This window comes from Roseibium sp. RKSG952 (assembly GCF_009711355.1).
In genome coordinates this window covers 67,601-90,142 of the sequence record NZ_SMMF01000962.1, presented here as the reverse complement: position 1 = coordinate 90,142, position 22,542 = coordinate 67,601, and the positions used below count along the sequence as shown (strand labels likewise).

Genomic DNA, 22,542 nt, shown 5'->3' with positions numbered 1-22,542 from the left:
CTGTTGTCAGCTACTACGAGAACGACAGCTGCCCCGCACTGCAGTTCTGATATCGCGTGGGACGGGGGCACCCCCGTCCCGCATCCACTCTGCCGCTGTTCGCGCACTGCAGTTATGGTGTCGCAGCGGCCCTTTCGGCAATTGAGGACAAGACATGACCGTCCCCGCCATTGAGCTCAAAGGGATATCCAAAGCCTTTGGGCCGGTTCAGGCCAACAAAGACATTTCCATCAGCGTCGCCCCCGGTACGATCCATGGGATCATCGGTGAAAACGGTGCGGGCAAATCCACGCTGATGAGCATTCTCTACGGCTTTTACAAAGCCGACAAAGGTGAGATCTGGATCAATGGTCAAAAGACCGACATCCCCGACAGCCAGGCCGCAATCGCCGCAGGCATCGGCATGGTGTTCCAGCACTTCAAGCTGGTTGAGAATTTCACCGTTCTGGAAAACATCGTTCTGGGTGCAGAGGACGGCGGCCTGTTGGGGCCGTCTCTGACCAAAGCGCGCAAAGAACTGAAAGAGCTTGAGGAAGAGTACGAACTCTTCGTCGATCCGGACAAACGCATCGATGAAATCGGCGTGGGTGCACAGCAGCGGGTCGAAATCCTCAAGGCGCTTTACCGCCGGGCTGAGATTCTGATTCTTGATGAACCAACCGGCGTTTTGACCCCGGCCGAGGCGGATCAGCTGTTCCGCATCCTAGATCGCCTACGGCAAGAGGGTAAAACTATCATCCTGATCACGCATAAGCTGCGCGAGATCATGGAAGCCACAGATACCGTATCGGTCATGCGGCGCGGACAAATGACAGCGACGGTCAAAACCTCTGAAACTAATCCCGAGGAACTGGCTGAGCTGATGGTTGGCCGTAAGGTACTGTTGCAGGTGGACAAGGTCCCTGCACAGCCTGGCAAACCGATACTGGAAATCGAAAACCTGCGTGTCAGCGACGAGGCCGGTGTCGAACGCGTCAAAGGCATCAATCTAAACGTTCGCGCGGGCGAGATCGTCGGCATTGCCGGTGTGGCCGGCAATGGTCAATCCGAACTGCTGGAAGTTCTGGGCGGAATGCGCCCTGGTCACGGGACCATCAAGCTGAACGGCACTCCGCTTGCCCTCAGCGGGCCGGGATCTGATGGTCAGGCCCGCCGCGCGCAGCATATCGCGCACGTTCCCGAAGACCGTCAGCGCGAAGGTCTGATCATGGATTTCCACGCCTGGGAGAACGTGGCCTTCGGTTATCACCGTGACTCGGCCTACAAGCGCGGGATTTTCATGGACAACGCGGCACTGCGTGCCGATACCGAACGCAAGATTGAGAAGTTTGACGTGCGCCCGCCAAATGGATGGCTGGCGGCCAAAAACTTCTCGGGCGGTAACCAGCAAAAAATCGTGGTTGCACGAGAAATCGAGCGTAATCCTGACCTGCTGCTTGTGGGACAACCAACGCGTGGCGTAGATATCGGCGCGATCGAGTTCATTCACAAGCAAATCGTTGCCCTGCGTGATCAGGGAAAAGCGATCCTGTTGGTGTCGGTCGAATTGGAAGAGATATTCTCACTTTCAGACCGGATCGCAGTGATGTTTGACGGACATATCATGGGCGAACGCCTGCCTCATGAAACAGATGAAAAAGAACTGGGCCTGTTGATGGCCGGTGTTGCGGGGGAGGCCGCGTAACATGGATAAAATGCCCAAATGGGCTGATGTCGTTCTGATCCCGTTGATCAGTCTGATATTGGCAGCAATCCTGTCGGCGCTGGTCATCCTCGCCATCGGAGAAAATCCGGTCGAGGCGGTGAACCTGATGGTCACCGGCGCACTGGGGTCGACCTATGGTTGGGGTTATACCCTCTACTACGCCACCAACTTCATGTTCACGGGTTTGGCGGTAGCCGTCGCGTTTCACGCACGCCTGTTCAACATCGGTGGTGAAGGTCAGGCAATGTTAGGTGGTCTCGGCGTGGCCATGGTCTGTCTGTATATCCCATGGCCTCACTGGAGTATCGCATTGCTTGCTGCTTGCGCCGGCTCAATGCTCTTTGGTGCCGCCTGGGCTGCGATCCCTGCCTATTTGCAGGCCAAACGCGGCAGCCACATCGTGATCACCACGATCATGTTCAACTTCATCGCTGCAGCCTTCCTAAACTATATGCTGGTCAATGTGATGCGCCCGCAAGGTTCGATGGACCCGGCAACTGCACGGTTCCCCGAAGCGGTCCATCTGCCAACTTTCCAGTCCATGTTCTCCACCGCTGAGAATGTGGTCTTCCGGGGTGCTCCTGCCAACATCTCGTTCTTTGTGGCAATTCTTGCCTGCGTCGTTGTCTGGGCGCTGATCTGGCGCACGCGATTGGGTTATGAAATTCGTGCCTATGGTCATTCAGAAACCGGTGCGGTTTATGCAGGTATTTCTCCTGTACGGATCACCATTATTGCGATGCTGATCTCCGGTGCGCTTGCAGGAATGATGGCGATCAACAACGTCATGGGTGAAGCGGAACGGCTGGTTCTGAACTCCACTGAAGGAGCTGGATTTATCGGTATCGCTGTGGCGCTGATGGGCCGTTCGCATCCCTTTGGCGTGTTCCTGGCCGCGATCCTATTCGGGTTCCTCTATCAGGGCGGGGCTGAGCTTGCTCTCTGGACATCGATTCCGCGCGAGTTGATCGTTGTGATCCAGGCGCTTGTTATCCTGTTCACCGGAGCGCTGGACAACATGGTGCGCATGCCGCTTGAAAAGCTGTTCCTAAGTCTGCGGAAGGGGGCCGAGTGATGGAGTTCTTCATTACGCTCATCCAGGTTCTGGATTCCACAATCCGTCTGGCCACTCCGCTGTTGCTTGCCTGTCTGGCGGGCCTCTATTCCGAGCGCGCGGGCATTTTCGACATCGGCCTTGAAGGCAAGATGCTGATGGCTGCATTCTTCTCAGCTGCAATCGCGGCTGTAACAGGATCGGTCTGGCTCGGTTTGCTGGCCGGGATTGCTTCGTCACTGGTTTTGTCGGGGCTGCACGGTTTGGCGTCGATCACCTTCCGGGGAAATCAGCTTATCTCGGGGGTTGCGATCAATTTCCTTGCGGCTGGCATGACAGTCCTTGTGGCGCAAAGCTGGTTCCAACAAGGCGGGCGCACGCCATCCCTGTTTGACGGCGGTCGCTTTTCACCGATCGAGTTTCCCTTTGCCGACGCGCTGAGCGGTGTCCCGATCATCGGCCCGATCTATTCCGAGCTGCTGTCGGGCCATTCGATTCTGGTCTATGTCGCGTTTCTGATGGTTCCGGCCACATGGTGGGTGCTTTTCCGTACCCGCTTTGGCCTGCGCTTGCGTGCGGTAGGTGAAAACCCGGCCGCTGTTGATACGGCAGGCGTATCGGTCGTTGGGCTGCGCTATGCCGCCGTTGCGATCTGCGGCGTGCTTTGTGGTATCGCCGGAGCTTACCTTGCCACCGCGTTGCAAGCGGGTTTCGTGAAGGACATGACGGCAGGCCGTGGCTTTATCGCACTTGCCGCATTGATCTTTGCGAAATGGCGGCCTTGGCACGCGATGTGGGCCTGTTTGCTGTTCGGATTGCTTCAGGCCATCGCCCTGCGGTTCCAGAACATTGATCTGGGTGGCATCGTCATACCGGTTCAGGTCATGGATGCCCTGCCATACATCCTGACGGTTGTGATCCTGGCAGGTTTTGTCGGCAAGGCGGTTCCGCCCCGTGCAGGTGGCGAACCATACGTCAAGGAACGCTGATAAGGCCAGTTCAGAACAGAACTTCAGTCCTGTTCGCTGCAAAGCGGCATGCAGAGTTGATTTTGCATGCCGCAACCGCTCTAAAGGGATATGCATGTGTCCCGCCCTATAGCGGAGGTTTCCACGGCCCTTGAACTTTTGACGAGGGTCTCTGCCGCAACCCGTATTGGGCCCGATCACGTTCACAGACCAATTTCGTTAACCGAACCGGGGGCCAGTCATTATGCGCGTCGTTCAGGGCACATCCGGTTTCTATCTTGGACTGACAAGCAAACTGCGAGCGTTTTGCCACATGTCACCTGATCTTTACGATACAGGTGTTTGTGTCGCGTTGCGCCGCTCAGCCAGGCTCGTCTAGAAAACAACATGCAAATATATCTCCCGATAGCCGAAGTCTCCGTAAACGCCTTTCTGTTGTTTGGCCTTGGCGGAATGGTGGGAATTCTGTCCGGTATGTTCGGCGTGGGTGGCGGGTTTCTGATGACCCCCCTGCTGTTCTTTATCGGCATCCCACCTGCCGTCGCTGTTGCGACCGAAGCCAACCAGATTGTCGCCTCATCCTTTTCAGGTGTGCTCGCACATTTTCGACGAAAGACGGTCGATCTCAGGATGGGTACGGTCCTGTTGATCGGGGGATTGACGGGCGCCGCGCTTGGTGTCGTGGTGTTCAACTATCTCAAAAGCCTTGGGCAGGTCGATCTGCTGGTCAAGCTTTGTTATGTGGTGTTCTTGGGCATCATCGGCAGCCTGATGTTCATCGAAAGCCTGAACGCCCTGCGCAAATCCCGCAGAGCAGACGCCTCGCCACCTAAAAGACGACAGCGGGGCTGGATTCATGCGATGCCGTTCAAGATGCGCTTCCGCACTTCGGGCCTGTATATCTCGGTCATTCCACCGCTGGTCGTCGGCCTGTTTGTCGGTGTTCTGTCTGCCATCATGGGTGTTGGCGGCGGATTCATTATGGTGCCCGCAATGATCTATCTGTTGGGGATGCCGACCAAAGTGGTTGTCGGAACGTCGCTGTTTCAGATCATCTTTGTGACCGCATTCACCACCATGCTGCATGCCACAACGAACTATACGGTTGATGTCGTGCTCGCAGTCCTGCTGCTGGTTGGTGGCGTCGTCGGAGCACAAATCGGCACCGTCATCGGCGCGCGGATGCCTGCAGAACAGTTGCGGGTCCTTCTGGCCGCACTGGTACTGGTGGTTTGCGGCAAGTTGGCATTGGATCTATTGCTGCAACCGTCCGAGCTGTTTTCGCTCGGCGATGGCGGAGGGCACTGACATGTATCGCCTGATTGCCGCCTTTTGCCTGATCTGCCTTCCCGCCTTTGCCTCGGAAGAACAAGTTGTACTGGGTCTTAGCCAGGATCGCGTCGCTATCACAGCCAACTTTGATGGGTCGGAAATCCTGATTTTTGGCGCCGTCAAACGCGAAGCCCCGATTCCAGCGGGACCGCCACTGGAAGTTATCGTCTCGGTCGTAGGTCCTTCAAAACCCGTCACGGTCAGACGCAAAGAAAAGAAATTCGGGATTTGGGTGAATGTTGACAGCGTACTGGTCGATTCCGCACCCAGTTTCTACGCGGTTGCGACCAGCGCTCCGTTCGATGACATCATTACCGACACCGAAGACCTTCGGTATCGGATTTCAATCGAACGTGCGATCCGGTCGGTCGGAGCAGCGATGCATATCCGAGGTGCACAGGAATTTGCAGACGCCGTAATTCGGATCCGCGAAGCAGAGGATCTGTATTCGATCCGTGAGAACACGGTTGCCGTCGATCAACAGACCCTGTTTCGTACATCAATCGAAATGCCTGCAGACCTGACCGAAGGGGACTATGTCGCACGTATCTTTCTGACGCGTGGCGGTGAGGTCGTATCGCAGCTCGAAACAACCATCGATGTGCGCAAGGTGGGGCTGGAACGGTTCCTCTACAATATGTCCCGTGAGCAGCCCATTTGGTACGGGCTGATGTCACTGGTCATTGCGATTGCCGCAGGTTGGGGCGCATCGACGGCATTCCGGATGCTGCGGGAAAACTGACGGTCATCCCCTGCCAATGTAAGGCATGGTCGTTGCCATAACGGTCATGAACTGCACATTTGCTTCGGCTGGCAGGTTAGCCATGTGCAGAACCGATTTGGCGGCATCTGCGACAGCCATGGTCGGATCGGGCTCATTCCCTTCCGCGATGGCTGCATCGACCAGCCCCTGCACCATCGGTGTGCGGGCGTTGCCGATATCGATCTGACCACAGGCAATCCCCAGCTCGCGACCATCCAATGACAGGCTGCGGGTCAATCCTGTTATCGCGTGTTTGGTCGCCGTGTAATGTACCGAGTTCGGGCGCGGCACATGCGCGGCGATTGAACCGTTGTTGATGATCCGCCCGCCCTGCGGCGACTGGTTGCGCATCGTTTTGAAGGCTTCGCGAGCGCACAGGAACATGCCGTTCAGGTTCACGTTTACGGTCTGATACCAGGCATCCAGGGCGATCTCATCTATCTTACCGCCCGGTGCAAATACACCTGCATTGTTGAAAAGCACATCCAGACGATCTGTGTGTTCCGCAAATGTCTGAAATGCCCCGGTGACCGCATCCGGGTCAGCCACATCCGCGACCAACGGAATCGCATTCGAATGTGCCTTGGCCATCGCATTCAGCGTATCCGCACCGCGGGCGAGGATGCCGACTGTCCACCCCTGTTCCAGAAACAGCTCTGCCGTCGCGCGACCAATACCAGAGCTGGCGCCGGTTACGATGATCGATTTCATGTTTCTTCAGCCTCCAATGTCAAAGACGCCGCAGGGATTGCACGCAGATCGTCCACACGCAGCGGATGCGTTGGCTTTGACAATCGGTTGCGAACCACCCAGATCAACCGTTCTTGAGCGCGTGTAATCGCAACATAGGCAAGGCGCTTCCACAGGGGTTGGCCAGCCTCGGTCCGGCCCATACGGGCAGCAGCGTAGATGTCCGGGGCAAAGACCTGAACGGTATCCCACTGTGAACCCTGTGCCTTGTGAATCGTGACCGCAGCGCCGTGCAGAAAGGTTGCACCCATGCGGGCAGCATATGGAATGAAAGGCTCTTCCTCGTCCGGCTTTTCAATTTGAACGATGGAAGCAGCACTGACCTGAGGATCCTCAGCCCCCATCACGTGCAGGCGTGAAAAACCCGGTTTGCGTCCGGGGCCAAGATATATGACCTGAGCGCCCTTGATCAGCCCGCGCGCTTCTAGATCCAGCCGTTTCTTTCGGTGTTTCAGAGGCAGCTCGATGCCATCGCAAATCAGGGGCTCACCTTCCAACAACTCGGTTTCCGGCGCATGGTGAACTTGTCGGAAGGCCTGTATCAATCGAATACGCGTTGCATTGCGCCATACGAGCACCGGGCTGCGCGCCATCAAATCCACCTCAACCCGCTGTCCCCAGACAACGCGATCGTCTTTGCGCGCAGTTTCTTCAATCAGACGTTCAAAATCCTCGAACCCCAACGCAGGATCTGCCAACGCGTGCGCCAGATCCAAAATGGGGTTGTCGGCATCTTGTCTGTGCACCCGGTGCAAAGTCAGCTTTCGCGGTTCGGGCAAACCCTCGAACACCATTGAACCGGACTGGTTCACCGGTGCCAGCTGGGCCGGGTCACCAAACAGCAACAGGGTCGGAAAGATCTCCTGCAGATCCTCGAACTGACGGTCGTCCAACATCGATGCTTCATCGACAAACCCGATGTCCAACGGTTCATCCCGGCGTTTCCAGCCGGTGATGAAATCGGAACCGCGCAGGCCTGCTGCCGCTAGGGCGCCCGGGATCGATTTGTTGTTTTGATAAAACGCTGCAGCACGGTCGAGGGCTTCATCTGTCAGCCCCTCAATCTCGGGCCTTTCATCGTTGCCCGCCAGCCATTCAGCGATGCGTTCGTATTCCGGATCATAAACCGGTGTGTAGAGGATACGGTGAATTGTCGTCGCCGGTACGCCGCGCAGTCGCAGAACACTCGCCGCCTTGTTGGTAGGGGCCAGGATGGCAAGGCTGCGTTTATCACGTGACTTACGGCTTTCGAAATCTCCGGAAACCAGATTAACACCCGTTTCAGCCAAGGCTTTGTAGAGTTCGGCCAGCAAAAGCGTTTTGCCCGATCCAGCCTTGCCGATCACCGCCATGACACCCGATTTACCGGTGCCGGGCAGCTTGAGCAGCGCATCGTCTTCAAGGTCGACACCTGCTGTTCGCAGCATCTCAGCGATACTGTCAAATGCGGCGGCCTGATCTTCGGAATAGGTAACTTGGGGCAAGGACATGGCGCGACCCTACAGGGCCACGCCACCCTCCACCAGATGTGGATTTTGTTTTCTCAGAAATCAGGCAGACAGCGCGAAACGATGCTGCGTTGCACTGCCAAATGATGTCTTGAACCACAGCCGGGACAGCTCACGCGGAATGCCCGCCCGCTCTGCTACGCGATTGCAATCGTCAGCAGAGTATGGCCACAAGCCAACCGATATCTGATCCCGTCCCTTTCCTTCGGAACCCAATACCATTGGGGACGACCCTATAAGCCGGTAAATCCGGATCATGCGGGCGTCGAACACACCTGCGATGTGGGTCAACCCAAAGCCTTCCATCACCTCGCCACCACTCAGCATAATCGCGCCAGCGGTGTGCGGACTGGCTGTACGAGACAGGCAAAACCGCGTTACTTCCCAGATAAGCGGGCTTCGTATCGGGCTGCCGCCAGTCAGGTGTCCGAAAACCTCGTTGATCATAACGGGTCCGGTGGTCGGCAGAATGCGCATCGACCCACCATGACTGCCATCAGGCTCTTCCCAGATGACATAAATCGGGTTCAGGTCATCATACTGATCCCGCTCTTCCCCCTTTTCGTTAATTTTGACGTCCCAACCCAATCGGGTTTTGAACTGATCGGCGCGATCCCGAAACATTCCCTCGGCCAGTTTTGGATATTTGTGCAGCTCATCGGCATACAGATAGCGCAGCATGACTTGTTCCCCTTGTCGTCCAGTGCTGGAACGAAGGGGGTACAAACTCGTGGTTAATATTCGGTTCGACGACCGGGCGTTGCTTAAACGACTATTAATCCTCGACTTAGCGCCGTCGCGATTGCGTGCGTGGTATTCAAAGCACCCAGCTTTGACCGGGCGCTCTCGATGTAAACACGCAATGTATGCTCTGAGATCGAGAGCGAATGCGCGACTTGAGCCCGGCTGTAGCCCAGCGCCAGAAGCGTCATCGCATCAACCTCGCGCGGGGAAAGACCACGTGCCGCATCGGGTTGCCGGTCACGCTCAAACTCCAGTGCCTTTCGATTGAAATAGTGAGCAATAAGGATCAGTTCGCGCCCATAAGTGGTGACGAATTCCTCCCACTGGACGTCATTGCAGGTGTGATTGACCGTAAACAACGCAAACTGACCATTTGGACCTCGCAAGGGGATCGAATACCCCTGATTTCCGACACCGTGGTCCAGAGCGTCCTGTAGAAAAGCTTTGGCAACCTTGCTGGACCAATCGAGCTTTTTCCAGTCAACAGGATGAAAACGCTGAAAGCAGCCTAAGATGACCGGGTCGATTCTGTGGTAGTTTCTTTCGCGATAACGTTCGGCCCATGCGTCGGGATAGGTTGTGTAACCGTATTGGTCGCCCGCGCCATCAACCCAGTGATAGATAATATGCTCGATTTCGAGCCGGTCTCGCAGTCGAATGGCGACCTGACTTAACTCATCAAGCGTGCTGGTGTTTTCCAAATCTTCGGGGATCTGGCTCAAATCGAATTTTGTTCCCATTCGCAGGCGCTGATGCCTCATCGTTCAGGGACGCGATCTCGGCCGCCGCAATCAACCGTGTATCATCAAGCTGCTCGGCAAGTGCGCTCAACCCGTTGGCAACAGCGAAAGCGTTGAGGTCCGACAGGACGTCCAATATCCACTCATTTTGCGCCATCAGGGTCTCCCCGAAATAGTTAACGAAGGGTTAACACAACCATAGCATGTAGAAGTTTTTTTTGCCTATTCACTGCTTTCTACTCCCCAAAAATAGTGAGGGCGAACTAGTTAAGTCATTGTAAAATAATATCATATTTCAAAAACAGAAACACCTGCGAGCCGCAAAAGCGATTCGCAGGTGTCTATACTTAAGATTGTACGTATTAGCCGCGTGCTTCCAGAACTTCTTCCAGAGTACGCATACCTGTACGCGGAGCCTGAACCAGTACCGACATGTTGCCCGGCTTGTGTTCGTTACGCATCATCTTCATGTGCGCTTCGGGCAGGTCCTGCCAGGTGAACACTTCGGACATGCACGGGTCCAGACGGCGTTCAACCATCAGCTGGTTTGCGGCCGAAGCTTGCTTGAGATGCGCAAAGTGCGAACCCTGCAGGCGCTTCTGGTGCATCCACATGTAGCGCACGTCAAAGGTCAGGTTATAGCCGGTGGTGCCAGCACAGATCACGACCATACCGCCTTTTTTCACGACGAAGGTCGAAACCGGGAAGGTGCTTTCGCCCGGGTGCTCGAACACCATGTCGACGTTTACGCCCTTACCGGTGATATCCCAGATGGCCTTGCCGAATTTGCGGGCCTCTTTGAACCACTCGGCATATTCCGGCGTGTTCACTGTGGGCAGCTGCCCCCAGCAGTTGAAGTCCTTGCGGTTCAGAACGCCTTTGGCGCCAAGCCCCATGACAAAGTCACGCTTGCTTTCATCCGAGATCACGCCGATCGCGTTTGCGCCTGCTGTATTGATCAGCTGGATTGCGTAGGAACCCAGACCACCCGATGCGCCCCAAACCAGAACGTTCTGGCCCGGCTTCAGATCGTGAGGCTCGTGGCCAAACAGCATACGGTATGCGGTTGCCAGCGTCAGCGTGTAGCAGGCGCTTTCTTCCCAGGTCAGATGCTTGGGACGCGGCATCAACTGCTGAGCCTGAACGTTGGTGAACTGCGCGAAAGAACCGTCGGGTGTTTCATAGCCCCAGATCCGCTGGCTGTCCGAATACATCGGGTCGCCGCCGTTGCAGGCTTCGTCGTCACCATCATCCTGGTTGCAGTGGATCACGACCTCGTCGCCGACTTTCCAGCGCTTGACCTTGTCACCAACGGCCCAGACGATGCCCGAAGCATCAGAACCTGCGATGTGGAAAGGCTGACCATGGCCGTCAAACGGGCTGATCGGCTTACCCAGCGATGCCCATACGCCGTTGTAGTTCACACCGGCCGCCATAACGAGAACCAGAACTTCATGGCTGTCCAGCTTAGGCACGTCTACGACTTCGAGCTGCATGGCCGTATCCGGCTCACCATGACGCTCTTTCCGAATGGCCCAAGCGTACATTTGTTTCGGGACATATCCCATCGGGGGGATTTCACCCATCTCATAGAGGTCTTTTTCCGGTGCCTCGTACGACGCGATGCCGCTGTCGGTGTCCAGAGCCATGTTGGCCTCCTTTAATCATTTCTTTTGCCGCGACGCAGAATCGCGGCCTCAGAAGATGGAATATTGGCCGTAAAGCAATAATGCAATAGTTTTTGGATCAAATTTGTAATTTTATGACCCTGCAGTTGCAGAATTTTCTTTCGCTATCGCAGCATACGCCTCATTCTTTTCCAAAGCAGCCGACGCAGCATAGTAGTTCATGAGATTCAATCGCTCGACAGAGGGTTTCAAATTCCCGCTTTCGCGACAAAGGATTCTGCGTTCAACCAGTTGATCGATCGCCTCCGTAATCGCGACAGAATCGGTTTCACGCACTCCACCCTCACTTCGCATAAGATCACTGATCCGGGCCTTCACCTGATCTTCTGGCATTGGCCCTTCCTCGCGAACAATCCAGCAAGCCGCGGGTGCGGGCACGATGGGGATGGCATGCCCAATCCGCTTCATCAGTTCCCGCGCCAGATCGGTCATCAGGTCCCGGCTCTCGCATTCACGAAAATCGTGGAGTGAAATTGGCATCCCGTAACGAACCGAAGCGATCCCAAAGCGTTTGTAGCGGCCGATCAGACGGCGCCAGATCTGCTTCAGGCTCCAACGTGTGATCACTCCGATTCTGGCGCGGAACCGTCGTTCGGAATTCTCAGCAGCGGCTGTCAGAATGGTGTCTTCCAAAACCCGGTCATAGTTGAGCGCAACAGGAACGAAAACCACGTCACGACCTTCGGGCGTTGTACCGTCGATGATATACTTCAGTAGTCCCAGCTTTGGTCGGCCTGGCGCGCCCGTCAAACTCAGACCACCTTCGGGGAACATCGCCTGGGTCACACCTGCTTCCGTGGCAAGGCGAACATAGCTAGCCAGAACCTGGCGATAGAGGTCGCTGCCAGATTTGCGCCGAATAAAGTAAGCGCCCATAGCCCGGATCAGGCGGCTGAGCGGCCAGACCCTCGCCCATTCGCCAACGGCATACGACAATGCAGATTGCTGCGCCGCCAGATAGGTCACCAGCACATAATCCATATTGCTGCGGTGGTTCATGACGAAGACTACAGTCGCTTGGGGATCGATTTCCTTCAGCGCATTTTCATCTTCATAGCTAAGTCGAACGTTATAGAAGGCGTTGCTCAGCAAACGCGCAACGCGAATGGCAAAGCTGAAGTAGGTAAAAGCCGAGAATGAAGGGACGATCTCTCGCGCGTATCTCCGGGCCTGTTCGTATGCGACCCCTTCGGGAATGTCCGTTTCATGCGCATGGACCTGCGCCGCTTTAGCGACCTGCGGATCATAGATCAGACGCTGAATCATGTCATGCCGCCGTGCAAGTTTGAACGGCTGAATTGGCCGCTGCAGGCGTTCATTCAACCGGGCCACGGCCTTTTCAAGCCGACGGCGAAAAAACCAGCGCACCGATGGAAACAGGAAATGCGAAGCAAAGGTGACCGCAGCAAAAACCACGATCAGCACAAACAGCCAAAGCGGAAGTTCCACGGTCTGAGTCATGAGGGGCACACTGCCATCAAACTCGATTGCTCACAATCTCAAGAAACTCGCACATGCCGCAACGCAGCGAATTGACATATCCCAAAAATTGCGATTTAGAACCTGTGTACGTAATTTTGTTACCCACCCAGATGCGAGGCTCAAATTATGACTCCGATGCAGAAAGATCGCCCCTGGCTCATCCGAACATATGCTGGTCACTCTACCGCCAAAGCCTCGAACCAGTTGTACCGTGCCAATCTGGCTAAAGGTCAGACCGGCCTGTCCGTAGCTTTCGATCTGCCCACACAGACTGGCTATGACAGCGATCATACGCTCGCGCGCGGTGAAGTGGGTAAAGTTGGCGTGCCCGTCTGCCATCTGGGGGACATGCGGGTTCTGTTCGATCAGATTCCGCTTGAGCAAATGAACACCTCGATGACGATCAACGCCACAGCCCCTTGGTTACTGGCACTTTATATCGCCGTGGCCGAAGAGCAGGGGGCTGATGTCGCCAAACTGCAGGGCACGGTGCAGAATGATCTGATCAAGGAATATCTCAGCCGCGGCACATATGTCTGCCCGCCAAAACCATCGTTGAAGATGATCGCTGATGTGGCTGAGTACTGCTACACGAATGTACCTAAATGGAACCCGATGAATGTGTGTTCCTATCACCTGCAAGAGGCGGGCGCGACGCCCGAGCAGGAACTGGCATATGCGCTGGCCACCGCGATTGCAGTTCTGGATGAGTTGCGACCAAGGGTTCCAGCTGAAGATTTCCCTGCTCTGTGCGGCCGCATTTCGTTTTTTGTGAATGCCGGCATCCGTTTTGTTACTGAGATGTGCAAAATGCGGGCATTCGTCGATCTTTGGGATGAGATTCTGCAACAGCGATATGGTGTCGAAGACCCCAAGTTCCGCCGATTCCGTTACGGTGTTCAGGTCAACTCGCTGGGCCTGACCGAACAGCAGCCGGAAAACAACGTCTATCGCATCCTGATCGAGATGCTGGCCGTGACACTGTCCAAGAAAGCGCGCGCCCGCGCGGTGCAGTTGCCAGCGTGGAACGAAGCCCTTGGCCTGCCCCGCCCATGGGACCAGCAGTGGTCAATGCGCATGCAACAGATCTTGGCTTATGAAACGGATCTTCTTGAATATGGTGATCTGTTCGACGGCAATCCGGTGGTCGACGCGAAAGTCGAGGAACTGAAGGACGGCGCCCATGCTGAGCTGGCCAATCTGGAGGCGATGGGCGGTGCCGTTGCTTCGATCGAATACATGAAGTCGCGTTTGGTCGATTCCAATGCCGAACGCCTTAATCGTATTGAGCGCAACGAAACCGTCGTGGTCGGCGTGAACAAGTGGACCGAAGGTGAGCCATCACCACTACAAACCGAAGATGGCGGCATCATGGTGGTTGACCCCGCGGTTGAACAGGAACAGATCGCCCGTCTGAACGAATGGCGGTCAGAGCGTGACGATGCCGCTGTCGCAGCGGCCCTGAACGCGCTGCGCGAAGCCGCGCAATCCGGTGCAAATGTCATGGGGCCTTCGATCGCTGCAGCCAAAGCTGGCGTAACCACCGGCGAATGGGCTGAGGAAATGCGCAAAGTCTACGGCACATATCGCGGCCCGACAGGCGTATCAGGATCTGTCTCGAACAAAACCGAGGGTCTGGATGACCTGCGCGCGGCCGTTGATGCGGTCAGCGACAAACTTGGACGCAGGCTGAAATTCCTCGTGGGTAAACCAGGTTTGGATGGGCATTCAAACGGGGCCGAGCAAATCGCATTCCGCGCGCGTGATTGTGGTATGGACATCAGCTATGAGGGTATCCGACTGACCCCGGAAGAGATCGTGACCGCTGCAGTTGAAGACGACGCGCATGTCATCGGGCTTTCGATCCTGTCCGGCAGCCACCTGCCGCTGGTTGAAGATGTCATGAAACGTTTGCGTGAAGCAGGGTTAGATAATATCCCGGTTGTCGTTGGTGGCATTATCCCTGACGAGGATGCTGAAAAATTGAAGTCGATGGGTGTATCCAAAATCTACACGCCCAAAAACTTTGAATTAAACGCAATCATGGGCGATATCGTTACTTTGGTAGATCCGCAATCGCTCGCTGCTGAATAGAGGCGGCAAATACCGTCAAATTCCCCGTATCTATTCCATATCTGAAAAGGAATAGATAAAGACGATGAATGGAATTAACGTGGGCGACTGTGTCTACGAATAATATGTGTCGTACGGAGAAGAATGATGGGGATCAATCTTGAAAAGATGTCACGCAAGGAATTGCTGGAATTGCGTGACCAAGTTGAAAAAGCACTAAAAGGTGCTGAAATTCGTGAACGTCAGGAAGCTTTAAAAGCAGCTGAAAAGGCAGCTGCGGAATTCGGCTTCTCGCTTTCCGAGCTTTCGGCCGACGCTCTGCGGTCGTCAAAAGGTACGAAAGCCAAGCCGAAATACAGAAATCCTGCTGATCCGGCACAAACCTGGACTGGTCGCGGCCGCAAACCGCAATGGGTTCACGACGCGCTGAAAGCGGGTGCTGATATTTCCGATCTGGAAATCTGAACGGAGCTTTGGCCTCGAAATGACAATTCATATTGGCGCAGAAAAAGGTGATATTGCAGAAACCGTTCTTTTGCCCGGCGATCCATATCGTGCGAAGTGGGCGGCTGAAACGTTTCTGAGCGAAGTGCGGCAGGTTAATGACGTACGCGGGATGCTTGGGTTTACAGGAACCTGGAACGGCAATCCCGTCACCATCCAAGGAAGCGGCATGGGGATGCCGTCTCTATCGATATACGTCAACGAACTGATCCGCGACTATGGCGCTAAAACTTTGATCCGGATTGGGTCTTGCGGTGGAATGCAGGACAGCGTGAACGTACGCGATGTGATTTTGGCGATGACCTCGACAACGCTCAGCACACCTTCGCGTGGCATCATGAAAGAACTAAATTTCGCACCCTGCGCCGACTGGGGACTGCTGCAGGCAGCAGCCAAGGCGGCTGAAGCAAAGGGAACACCCACTCATGTAGGTGGCATCTATTCTTCGGATGTCTTCTATGACGAACGACCAGATCTGAACGAACAGATGGTTCGCCATGGCATTCTTGGTGTCGAAATGGAAGCTGCAGAGCTTTACATTCTGGCTGCACGCCATAAGTGCCGTGCGCTGGCGGTTCTTACCGTGTCAGATCATTTGTTGACCGGCGAGGCGCTGCCTTCGTCTGAACGCGAACGCAGCTTTGGCGACATGGTGGAAATCGCCCTCCAGGCTGCGTTTCCCGGAATTGCATAATACGTGATGAGGAAGGGCGCGGTTCGTAGACTGCGCCCTTGCTTCAACCTTACATCACCGACCGTGGGACCGATCATACCCATTTCTGGCAGGGCTATCCCAACCTGCCAGCGCGTCCTCGTCAGGCGCAAAAACTTCGACCAGTAATGGATAACAGGCGGCAACGTCCGACGAATGCTCGGATGAACAATCCCCGCCTGGGCAAGCGCTGAGATTACCCAACAGATCAATTTCGGCAAAAAAATCCAGATAGTCCCCGGGTCGGACCGGCGAGGCCTTCATGAAATACTGGCCCGTATCCCGTGTGAAACCTGTACACATAAAAACGTTGAGCACGTCGTGCACTGCAGGCTCTGCCTCGGCCAATGAAATGCCCAGATGATCCGCCAGAGCCCGCGTCAGGTTAGAATGGCAGCAATGATGGTACTGTGAGCCAGATAGCAGATTCCCGGTGTAGGGATCACAGCGTGTACCAATGACATCGTGAACCGAGCCGCCATATTCATCGATTCCATACCAGCCAAGCGTATCGTGTATGATCGTCGCCATCGGGCGCATATGGGGAAAGCTTGACCACATCCGCTCACCAGTCGTCAGATGCGTTCCATGAAGCGCCCGGGTTTTACCAGAATAGAACCGTTCGGACAGGTCCTGGCGGTTCCAGAGGTTCAGATCGCCAACCTGCGGACCTTCGACAGATGTTATCCGGAAGAAATGTCCGGCGGGCACTTCAAAACACTTTGCGTCTCTCGCCGGCACAAGCACCTCGTCGGTCTTTTGCGCATTCGTTCTGGCACGGCGATACAAGTCTAGATCCGGTTTAGGCAAACCTTCATTTGGATAGCAAATGACCGGGGCGATGGCGCGACGGGCGTCCGCATCTGAGGGGGGCAAAGCCATTCTCTCACCTTCCTGCAATTTCGCGCAGATTGGCGTAGTTTCTGACTTCTGGAAACCCCGTTACGGATTGAAGTGTCGGGTATTTACTGCTGACCCTTTAGACAGCTGGTCGGTTCGGTGTCCGAATGGGAAACGGCACCGCAATAGGCACACATCCATGAACCTTCTTTTCTGTGCTGCCGCCATCGGCAGTCGCGCGTCAAAGAAGACGTGCGGGACCGCCAGAAAAAATAAGCAAAAACGCCAGCAGCGAGCAAAAGCAGAAGTAATGGCATCCCTCTGCTTTGCTGATTACTGCCCGGATTTCAAGCTCGGTGTTAAGTAGTTCAGCAAATCTGCTTTAGGCAGCGTTTGCGTATTCGAACAACTCGGGTTCCTGCTCAGCAACCGGAGCTACCGGCTCCGGCGTATAATAAGCCCATGCCTGTTCCAGCAATTCCAGAGCTTCTTCAGCGTCGAATTTGGGTTTTTTGTTTTGAATGCTCATCGGAGTGATCCTGTCTCGATCTCGTCACTCCTCCCTAACGCAAACATATGTCGTCTCGGGGAAAGTCGCAGCATACAAGTTTGCAACTGCGTGTTGCACCTGCCGCAATGCGGCAAGTGCATATCCTAAAAGAAACGTCAGACTGTACGTTCCACCATCATCTTTTTGATCTCAGCGATCGCCTTAGCCGGGTTCAACCCTTTCGGGCAGGTCTTGGCGCAGTTCATGATGGTGTGGCAGCGGTAGAGTTTGAACGGATCTTCCAACTCATCCAAACGCTCACCCGTTGCTTCATCGCGCGAGTCGATGATCCAGCGATAGGCATGGAGCAATGCTGCCGGGCCAAGATATCGGTCGCCGTTCCACCAATAGCTCGGGCACGAAGTCGAGCAGCTGGCGCACATCACACATTCATAGAGACCATCCAGCTTCTTACGGTCCTCAATGGACTGCTTCCACTCTTTCGCGGGGCGATTGGTCTTGGTTTCCAACCACGGCATGATCGAAGCGTGCTGGGCATAGAAATGGTTCAGATCAGGGATCAGGTCCTTGACCACCGGCATATGCGGCAGCGGGTAAATCTTTACGTCGCCCTTGATCTCATCCATGCCATAGATACAGGCCAGCGTGTTGATCCCGTCGATATTCATCGCACAGGACCCGCAAATGCCTTCGCGGCAGGACCGGCGGAATGTCAGCGTTGGGTCGATCTCATTCTTGATCTTGATCAGCGCATCCAGAACCATCGGGCCGCATTCGTCCATGTCGACAAAATAGGTGTCGACGCGCGGGTTCTGTCCGTCATCCGGGTTCCAGCGGTAAATCTGGAACTTGCGGACATTGGTCGCGCCTTCCGGCTTGGGCCAGGTTTTGCCCGTGGTGATGCGCGAATTCTTCGGGAGGGTCAGTTGTACCATGGATTCCTCTCCTTAGAAGGTCCGCGCCTTGGGCGCGATTTTCTTGAGGCTGATGCCGCCTTCGTCCTCGGTGGTCAACGGGTCGACGATGACCGGACGATAACTCAGCTCAACGTTATTGCCGTCAACATGGCTGATCGTGTGCACACGCCAGTTTTCGTCATCACGTTCGGTGAAATCCTCATGCGCATGTGCGCCCCGCGATTCCTTGCGGGCCTCCGCACCGACAATCGTGGCCAGAGCGTTGGGCATCAGGTTGGTCAGTTCCAGCGTTTCCATCAGATCGCTGTTCCAGATCAGGCTGCGGTCCGAAACCTTGAGGTCGTCCATCTTGGCCGCAATCGCGGTCATCTTCTTGACGCCGTCTGCCATGGTTTCGGCAGTCCGGAAGACTGCAGCATCAGCCTGCATGGTCTTCTGCATCTCAAGACGCAGCTCGGCAGTCGGGATGGACCCGCTTGCATTTCTGATCGCGTCAAAGCGGTCAAAAGCGTGATCAACCGACGCTTGGTTCAGTACCGGATTTGCTGCTTCGGCATCCACGACCTTGCCGGCGCGAATGGCTGCAGCGCGTCCGAAGACCACCAGGTCGATCAGAGAGTTCGAACCCAGGCGGTTCGCACCATGAACCGAGGCACAACCAGCCTCGCCCACGGCCATCAATCCGGGCACGATGGCGGTCGGATCATCCGCAGTTGGGTTCAGCACTTCGCCCCAATAGTTCGTGGGAATACCGCCCATGTTATAGTGCACGGTCGGCAATACCGGGATCGGTTCCTTGGTTACGTCCACCCCCGCAAAAATCTTGGCCGACTCTGAGATGCCCGGCAAACGCTCATGCAGCGCCTCGGCGGGAAGGTGGCTCAGGTTCAGGTGGATGTGATCGCCATCCTTACCAACGCCCCTGCCCTCACGGATCTCCATGGTCATCGAGCGCGAGACATAATCGCGTGGCGCGAGGTCTTTGTACTGAGGCGCATAGCGCTCCATGAACCGTTCGCCTTCCGAGTTGGTCAGGTATCCGCCCTCGCCGCGTGCACCTTCGGTGATCAGGCAGCCAGAGCCGTAGATGCCGGTCGGGTGGAACTGAACGAATTCCATATCCTGCAGGGCCAGCCCGGCACGAGCGACCATGCCGCCACCGTCACCGGTGCAGGTGTGGGCCGATGTCGCGCTGAAGTAGGCGCGGCCGTAACCGCCGGTCGCCAGTACAACCATCTTGGCGTTGAAGACATGCATCGTGCCATCGTCCAGCTTCCAGCAGACAACACCCTGACACTGCCCGTCTTCAGACATGATCAGGTCGATGGCAAAGTATTCGATGTAGAACTCGGCATTGTTCTTCAGCGACTGGCCATACAGTGTATGCAGGATCGCGTGACCGGTCCGGTCAGCGGCAGCACATGTCCGCTGCACAGCGGGGCCTTCGCCAAATTCAGTGGTGTGTCCACCGAACGGTCGCTGATAGATCTTACCTTCCTCGGTCCGCGAGAACGGAACGCCATAGTGTTCCAGTTCATAAACAGCCTTGGGCGCGTGACGTGCGAGATATTCCATCGCATCGGTATCGCCCAGCCAGTCGGAGCCCTTGACCGTGTCATACATATGCCACTGCCAGTTATCCGGCCCCATGTTCGACAAGGATGCCGCGATACCACCCTGAGCGGCCACGGTATGCGAACGGGTTGGGAAAACCTTGGTCACACACGCAGTGCGAAGTCCCTGTTCAGCCATACCCAGCGTTGCGCGCAGGCCAGCTCCGCCGGCTCCAACAACCACGACGTCATATTCGTGGATTTCGTATTCGTATGTTGTCATCTTACCTGATCCTCTACGCGCATTTTACAGGGCGAGCTTTACGAGGGCGAAAAGCCCTGCAGCGATCAACGTGTAGGAAAACGCCGTAACCGCCATCAGCGTCAGTTTCTCTGCAACGCCGTGCACATAGTCTTCGATTGCAACCTGCGCCTCGCGCATCAGGTGAATGATGACCACTACAAGGGTCAGTCCTGTCACGATCGCGGGGAAGGGTCGGCTGTAATAGGCCAGCACTTCTTCGTACGTGCCACCCAGGCCGTTGGCAAATGTGATAACAAAAAGCGGAACCAGAATGACCAACGCTGCCGAGCTGACCATCATTTGCCAATGATGATGCGTGCCCTGCCCTCCGGCACCCATGCCTTCTGCGCGTTTGCGTTCGGTAAGATACTGCATAGCCATCCCTCCTTAGACCGCGACCGCTGTGATCAGGGCCAGAACCGTCGCCAACACAAACATGCCGATACCCAGTTTTTCAGAAACCTGAACATTCAGGCAGTACCCGAGATCCCAGATCAAATGCCGGAGACGACCAAGCATGTGATAGAAAAGAGCCCAGGCCGCACCAAACATCACGAGGTCGCCCAGAAAGCTCCTCATCAATCCGTCGATGAAATTAAATGCGCTTTCCGATGTCGCTGCCGCAAGCAGCCACCAGACCACGAGCACAGAAAGAAGCAAAGCCGCAATGCCGGTGATGCGCACCATGATCGAGGACACGGACGTCATTTGCGGACGGTATATCGTCAGATGTGGTGAAAGTGGGCGGTTGCCCCGATTTACATCGGCCATGTTGGCTCCTTTTCGGTTGGCTACCGAACGTTTTACTGTTTTTTGCGACTCTGTCACGCGCTGCAGGTGCAAAAAAGAGCAAAATTGGCCTAAAAGCACCTATAAATCCAAAACGTGATCACACGAAATAATCTCGTGATCACAAATACCATTCCCCCCTTGCAATGTTAGCGTTTTCAATGCCGAAGCATTGTGATCACGAATCTCCGCCCTGGTCACCTCAGGTCCGCTGTTTGTTGCGTCACCTCGCGCAGCAGCTTTTTTCGAATTCTTTCGGGGTAATCGGCGAACCCCGCAGCTGAGACGACGAACGCACCTTCGCCAACAATCACGTTCTCAAAAAAATATGCCGTCAGGTCAGGCTCGCTTTCCTCGATTGCGATCGCATTAACGGTTACACCCCGATGTCGCAAAAGCGCGTGTAGCTCTGAAGGTTCAACACCTTCGTTGGAAATTCCATCACCGGAGATGTCGATCAAATGCCTTTTGCATTCCGACACCGCGTCAAAGCTGGCCATTGTGGTTTCCAGAGCTTCTCCAATCGCCGTTGAGAAATTCCGCCACACACGCGGGTCTGTCGCCACCTGCCCTGCAAACCGGTCTAGCGTTTCAAAACTGTCGATGTAAGTCCAAGGAATTGTTGTCCTCTGACGCGATGCACCGGTCCACTGAACCAGCATGAGCCGCGCCTGCCCCCGCACCAGCGCCTCGGACACCACCGGATCGCGCAATCCTGCGGCCAGGCCATCCATCTGAATGCGATATTCCTTTGTGTCCACCGAGCCCGACACATCAACCGCCAAAGCCAACGCGAGATCGCAGGCGACCGATTGGGTTGCAAACAAAGAAGCAAGAGTTGCTGCACGCAAAATATGCATGCCCCAACCCTAGCACAGATGAAGGAAACTCAATTCAAATTCTCATCAGGGTGCAATTTCACGAAGCCAGCCTTCAAACTCAGAACAAATCGTGATCTCAGTCCGCTCAAGATCATAATACGCGTTAGCCTCACCGCAGTCCTCAACCGTCACCTTCAAGGTCTGTGGCAAACGGAAGTTCTGGTTCAGGGCGGCAACTTCTTCCGAGATGATCTGTTCGGTCAAACTGGAAGTGCCACCAGTGTAACGAATGGATGTGCCTGAACCTTCAATTTCATCGAACACCGGACCCCAGCTGCTGTTGGCCAGATCAAATTCTTCTTCGCAGCTATCCTGACGTTCTTCTGGCAGTTCCAGATCTTCAATCATATCCGATCGCGCATCCATGTCCGCGCCGACGAACAGGCAGACAAGGTTGTAATATCGCTGCAAATCTGGTCCGTGTACGTCCCACCATGCGATATCGCTTCCGGCGGCATGCGCCTCACCCAAAAACCCAAAGGCCGCATCATAGGCTATGCTGACTGCATATTCCTCTTCAAAGAAGGCATCAATCAGCAGGATCGACGCGACATCAGCCGCGTCCTCTTCCTGTCCGAACACAGGTAGTTTCAGGATGTCGATCAGCGCATGCCCGAGTTCGTGATAGAAGATCGACAACAGGTTGGCTTCGACAAAATCATCGGTATCAGCCGCAACCGGAGCCGCAATCATCGAAGCGCAAAAGGCAATACCTTTCAACATC

The 22,542-nt window shown here is 55.4% G+C and carries 24 protein-coding genes; 9 read left to right on the top strand and 15 right to left on the bottom strand.

Going from position 1 to position 22,542, the window contains the following annotated elements:
• Positions 1-154 precede the first annotated feature (154 nt).
• The 5 genes from E1297_RS44465 to E1297_RS44445 all read left to right on the top strand — a co-directional run bounded on the left by E1297_RS44465 (position 155) and on the right by E1297_RS44445 (position 5,801).
• Positions 155-1,684: an ABC transporter ATP-binding protein gene (locus E1297_RS44465; RefSeq protein WP_155149895.1), complete on the top strand. Its 1,530-nt coding sequence runs from the start codon at positions 155-157 to the stop codon at positions 1,682-1,684.
• A gap of 1 nt (position 1,685) precedes the next feature.
• Entirely contained in the window at positions 1,686-2,780 is a 1,095-nt protein-coding gene (locus tag E1297_RS44460) for an ABC transporter permease (protein ID WP_155149893.1), read from the top strand.
• Positions 2,780-3,748, top strand: coding sequence for an ABC transporter permease (locus tag E1297_RS44455; RefSeq protein WP_155149891.1), 969 nt, complete (start codon positions 2,780-2,782; stop codon positions 3,746-3,748). The genes E1297_RS44460 and E1297_RS44455 overlap by 1 nt, the downstream gene beginning before the upstream one ends.
• Before the next feature lie 366 nt (positions 3,749-4,114).
• Entirely contained in the window at positions 4,115-5,035 is a 921-nt protein-coding gene (locus E1297_RS44450; protein WP_155149889.1) for a sulfite exporter TauE/SafE family protein, read from the top strand.
• Between the two features lies 1 nt (position 5,036).
• Positions 5,037-5,801, top strand: a complete 765-nt coding sequence (locus E1297_RS44445) for a TIGR02186 family protein (RefSeq protein WP_209016362.1) — start codon at positions 5,037-5,039, stop codon at positions 5,799-5,801.
• 3 nt (positions 5,802-5,804) lie between these two features.
• Here E1297_RS44445 and E1297_RS44440 read toward each other — a convergent pair whose 3' ends face one another.
• From E1297_RS44440 to E1297_RS44410, 7 genes are all read right to left on the bottom strand, one after another.
• Positions 5,805-6,533: an SDR family oxidoreductase gene (locus E1297_RS44440; protein WP_155149885.1), complete on the bottom strand. Its 729-nt coding sequence runs from the start codon at positions 6,531-6,533 to the stop codon at positions 5,805-5,807.
• Positions 6,530-8,062, bottom strand: coding sequence for an ATP-dependent RecD-like DNA helicase (locus E1297_RS44435; RefSeq protein WP_155149883.1), 1,533 nt, complete (start codon positions 8,060-8,062; stop codon positions 6,530-6,532). Before E1297_RS44435 ends, E1297_RS44440 begins: the two co-directional genes overlap by 4 nt.
• Positions 8,063-8,122: 60 nt before the next feature.
• Positions 8,123-8,761 carry an acyl-homoserine-lactone synthase gene (locus E1297_RS44430; RefSeq protein ID WP_155149881.1) on the bottom strand — a complete coding sequence of 213 codons (639 nt, stop codon included), beginning with the start codon at positions 8,759-8,761 and terminating at the stop codon, positions 8,123-8,125.
• An 83-nt stretch (positions 8,762-8,844) separates the two neighbouring features.
• Positions 8,845-9,546 carry a LuxR family transcriptional regulator gene (locus tag E1297_RS44425; protein ID WP_209016361.1) on the bottom strand — a complete coding sequence of 234 codons (702 nt, stop codon included), beginning with the start codon at positions 9,544-9,546 and terminating at the stop codon, positions 8,845-8,847.
• A complete protein-coding gene (locus E1297_RS44420; RefSeq protein WP_155149877.1) occupies positions 9,503-9,721 on the bottom strand; it encodes a hypothetical protein in 219 nt (72 codons plus the stop codon). Before E1297_RS44420 ends, E1297_RS44425 begins: the two co-directional genes overlap by 44 nt.
• A 205-nt stretch (positions 9,722-9,926) precedes the next feature.
• Positions 9,927-11,213 (bottom strand): crotonyl-CoA carboxylase/reductase, encoded by a 1,287-nt coding sequence (gene ccrA / locus E1297_RS44415; protein WP_155149875.1) that lies wholly within the window; start codon positions 11,211-11,213, stop codon positions 9,927-9,929.
• A 111-nt stretch (positions 11,214-11,324) separates the two neighbouring features.
• Positions 11,325-12,713, bottom strand: a complete 1,389-nt coding sequence (locus E1297_RS44410; RefSeq protein ID WP_155149873.1) for a 1-acyl-sn-glycerol-3-phosphate acyltransferase — start codon at positions 12,711-12,713, stop codon at positions 11,325-11,327.
• Between the two features lie 147 nt (positions 12,714-12,860).
• Here E1297_RS44410 and E1297_RS44405 point away from each other — a divergent pair, with 147 nt between their 5' ends.
• The 3 genes from E1297_RS44405 to deoD all read left to right on the top strand — a co-directional run bounded on the left by E1297_RS44405 (position 12,861) and on the right by deoD (position 16,005).
• Positions 12,861-14,828 (top strand): protein meaA, encoded by a 1,968-nt coding sequence (locus tag E1297_RS44405; RefSeq protein WP_155149871.1) that lies wholly within the window; start codon positions 12,861-12,863, stop codon positions 14,826-14,828.
• A 162-nt stretch (positions 14,829-14,990) separates the two neighbouring features.
• Entirely contained in the window at positions 14,991-15,272 is a 282-nt protein-coding gene (locus tag E1297_RS44400) for an H-NS family nucleoid-associated regulatory protein (protein ID WP_209016360.1), read from the top strand.
• A gap of 19 nt (positions 15,273-15,291) precedes the next feature.
• Entirely contained in the window at positions 15,292-16,005 is a 714-nt protein-coding gene (gene deoD / locus E1297_RS44395; RefSeq protein ID WP_155149870.1) for a purine-nucleoside phosphorylase, read from the top strand.
• Positions 16,006-16,059: 54 nt separating this feature from the next.
• Here deoD and E1297_RS44390 read toward each other — a convergent pair whose 3' ends face one another.
• Entirely contained in the window at positions 16,060-16,905 is an 846-nt protein-coding gene (locus tag E1297_RS44390; RefSeq protein WP_155149868.1) for a DUF1989 domain-containing protein, read from the bottom strand.
• Positions 16,906-17,062: 157 nt separating this feature from the next.
• Here E1297_RS44390 and E1297_RS50000 point away from each other — a divergent pair, with 157 nt between their 5' ends.
• Entirely contained in the window at positions 17,063-17,230 is a 168-nt protein-coding gene (locus E1297_RS50000; RefSeq protein WP_209016359.1) for a hypothetical protein, read from the top strand.
• A gap of 15 nt (positions 17,231-17,245) precedes the next feature.
• Here E1297_RS50000 and E1297_RS49350 read toward each other — a convergent pair whose 3' ends face one another.
• The 7 genes from E1297_RS49350 to E1297_RS44360 form a co-directional block, all read right to left on the bottom strand.
• A complete protein-coding gene (locus E1297_RS49350) occupies positions 17,246-17,392 on the bottom strand; it encodes a hypothetical protein (RefSeq protein WP_170332365.1) in 147 nt (48 codons plus the stop codon).
• Between the two features lie 137 nt (positions 17,393-17,529).
• On the bottom strand, positions 17,530-18,309 hold the full coding sequence (locus E1297_RS44385) for a succinate dehydrogenase iron-sulfur subunit (RefSeq protein ID WP_155149866.1): 780 nt from the start codon (positions 18,307-18,309) through the stop codon (positions 17,530-17,532).
• A 12-nt stretch (positions 18,310-18,321) separates the two neighbouring features.
• Positions 18,322-20,127, bottom strand: a complete 1,806-nt coding sequence (gene sdhA / locus E1297_RS44380) for a succinate dehydrogenase flavoprotein subunit (protein ID WP_155149864.1) — start codon at positions 20,125-20,127, stop codon at positions 18,322-18,324.
• Positions 20,128-20,151: 24 nt separating this feature from the next.
• On the bottom strand, positions 20,152-20,523 hold the full coding sequence (gene sdhD / locus E1297_RS44375) for a succinate dehydrogenase, hydrophobic membrane anchor protein (protein ID WP_155149862.1): 372 nt from the start codon (positions 20,521-20,523) through the stop codon (positions 20,152-20,154).
• Positions 20,524-20,535: 12 nt separating this feature from the next.
• Positions 20,536-20,919 (bottom strand): succinate dehydrogenase, cytochrome b556 subunit, encoded by a 384-nt coding sequence (gene sdhC, locus E1297_RS44370; protein WP_155149860.1) that lies wholly within the window; start codon positions 20,917-20,919, stop codon positions 20,536-20,538.
• Between the two features lie 215 nt (positions 20,920-21,134).
• Entirely contained in the window at positions 21,135-21,797 is a 663-nt protein-coding gene (locus tag E1297_RS44365; protein ID WP_155149858.1) for a DUF1194 domain-containing protein, read from the bottom strand.
• Between the two features lie 45 nt (positions 21,798-21,842).
• Entirely contained in the window at positions 21,843-22,541 is a 699-nt protein-coding gene (locus E1297_RS44360) for a DUF4344 domain-containing metallopeptidase (protein ID WP_155149857.1), read from the bottom strand.
• Between the last annotated feature and the right edge of the window lies 1 nt (position 22,542).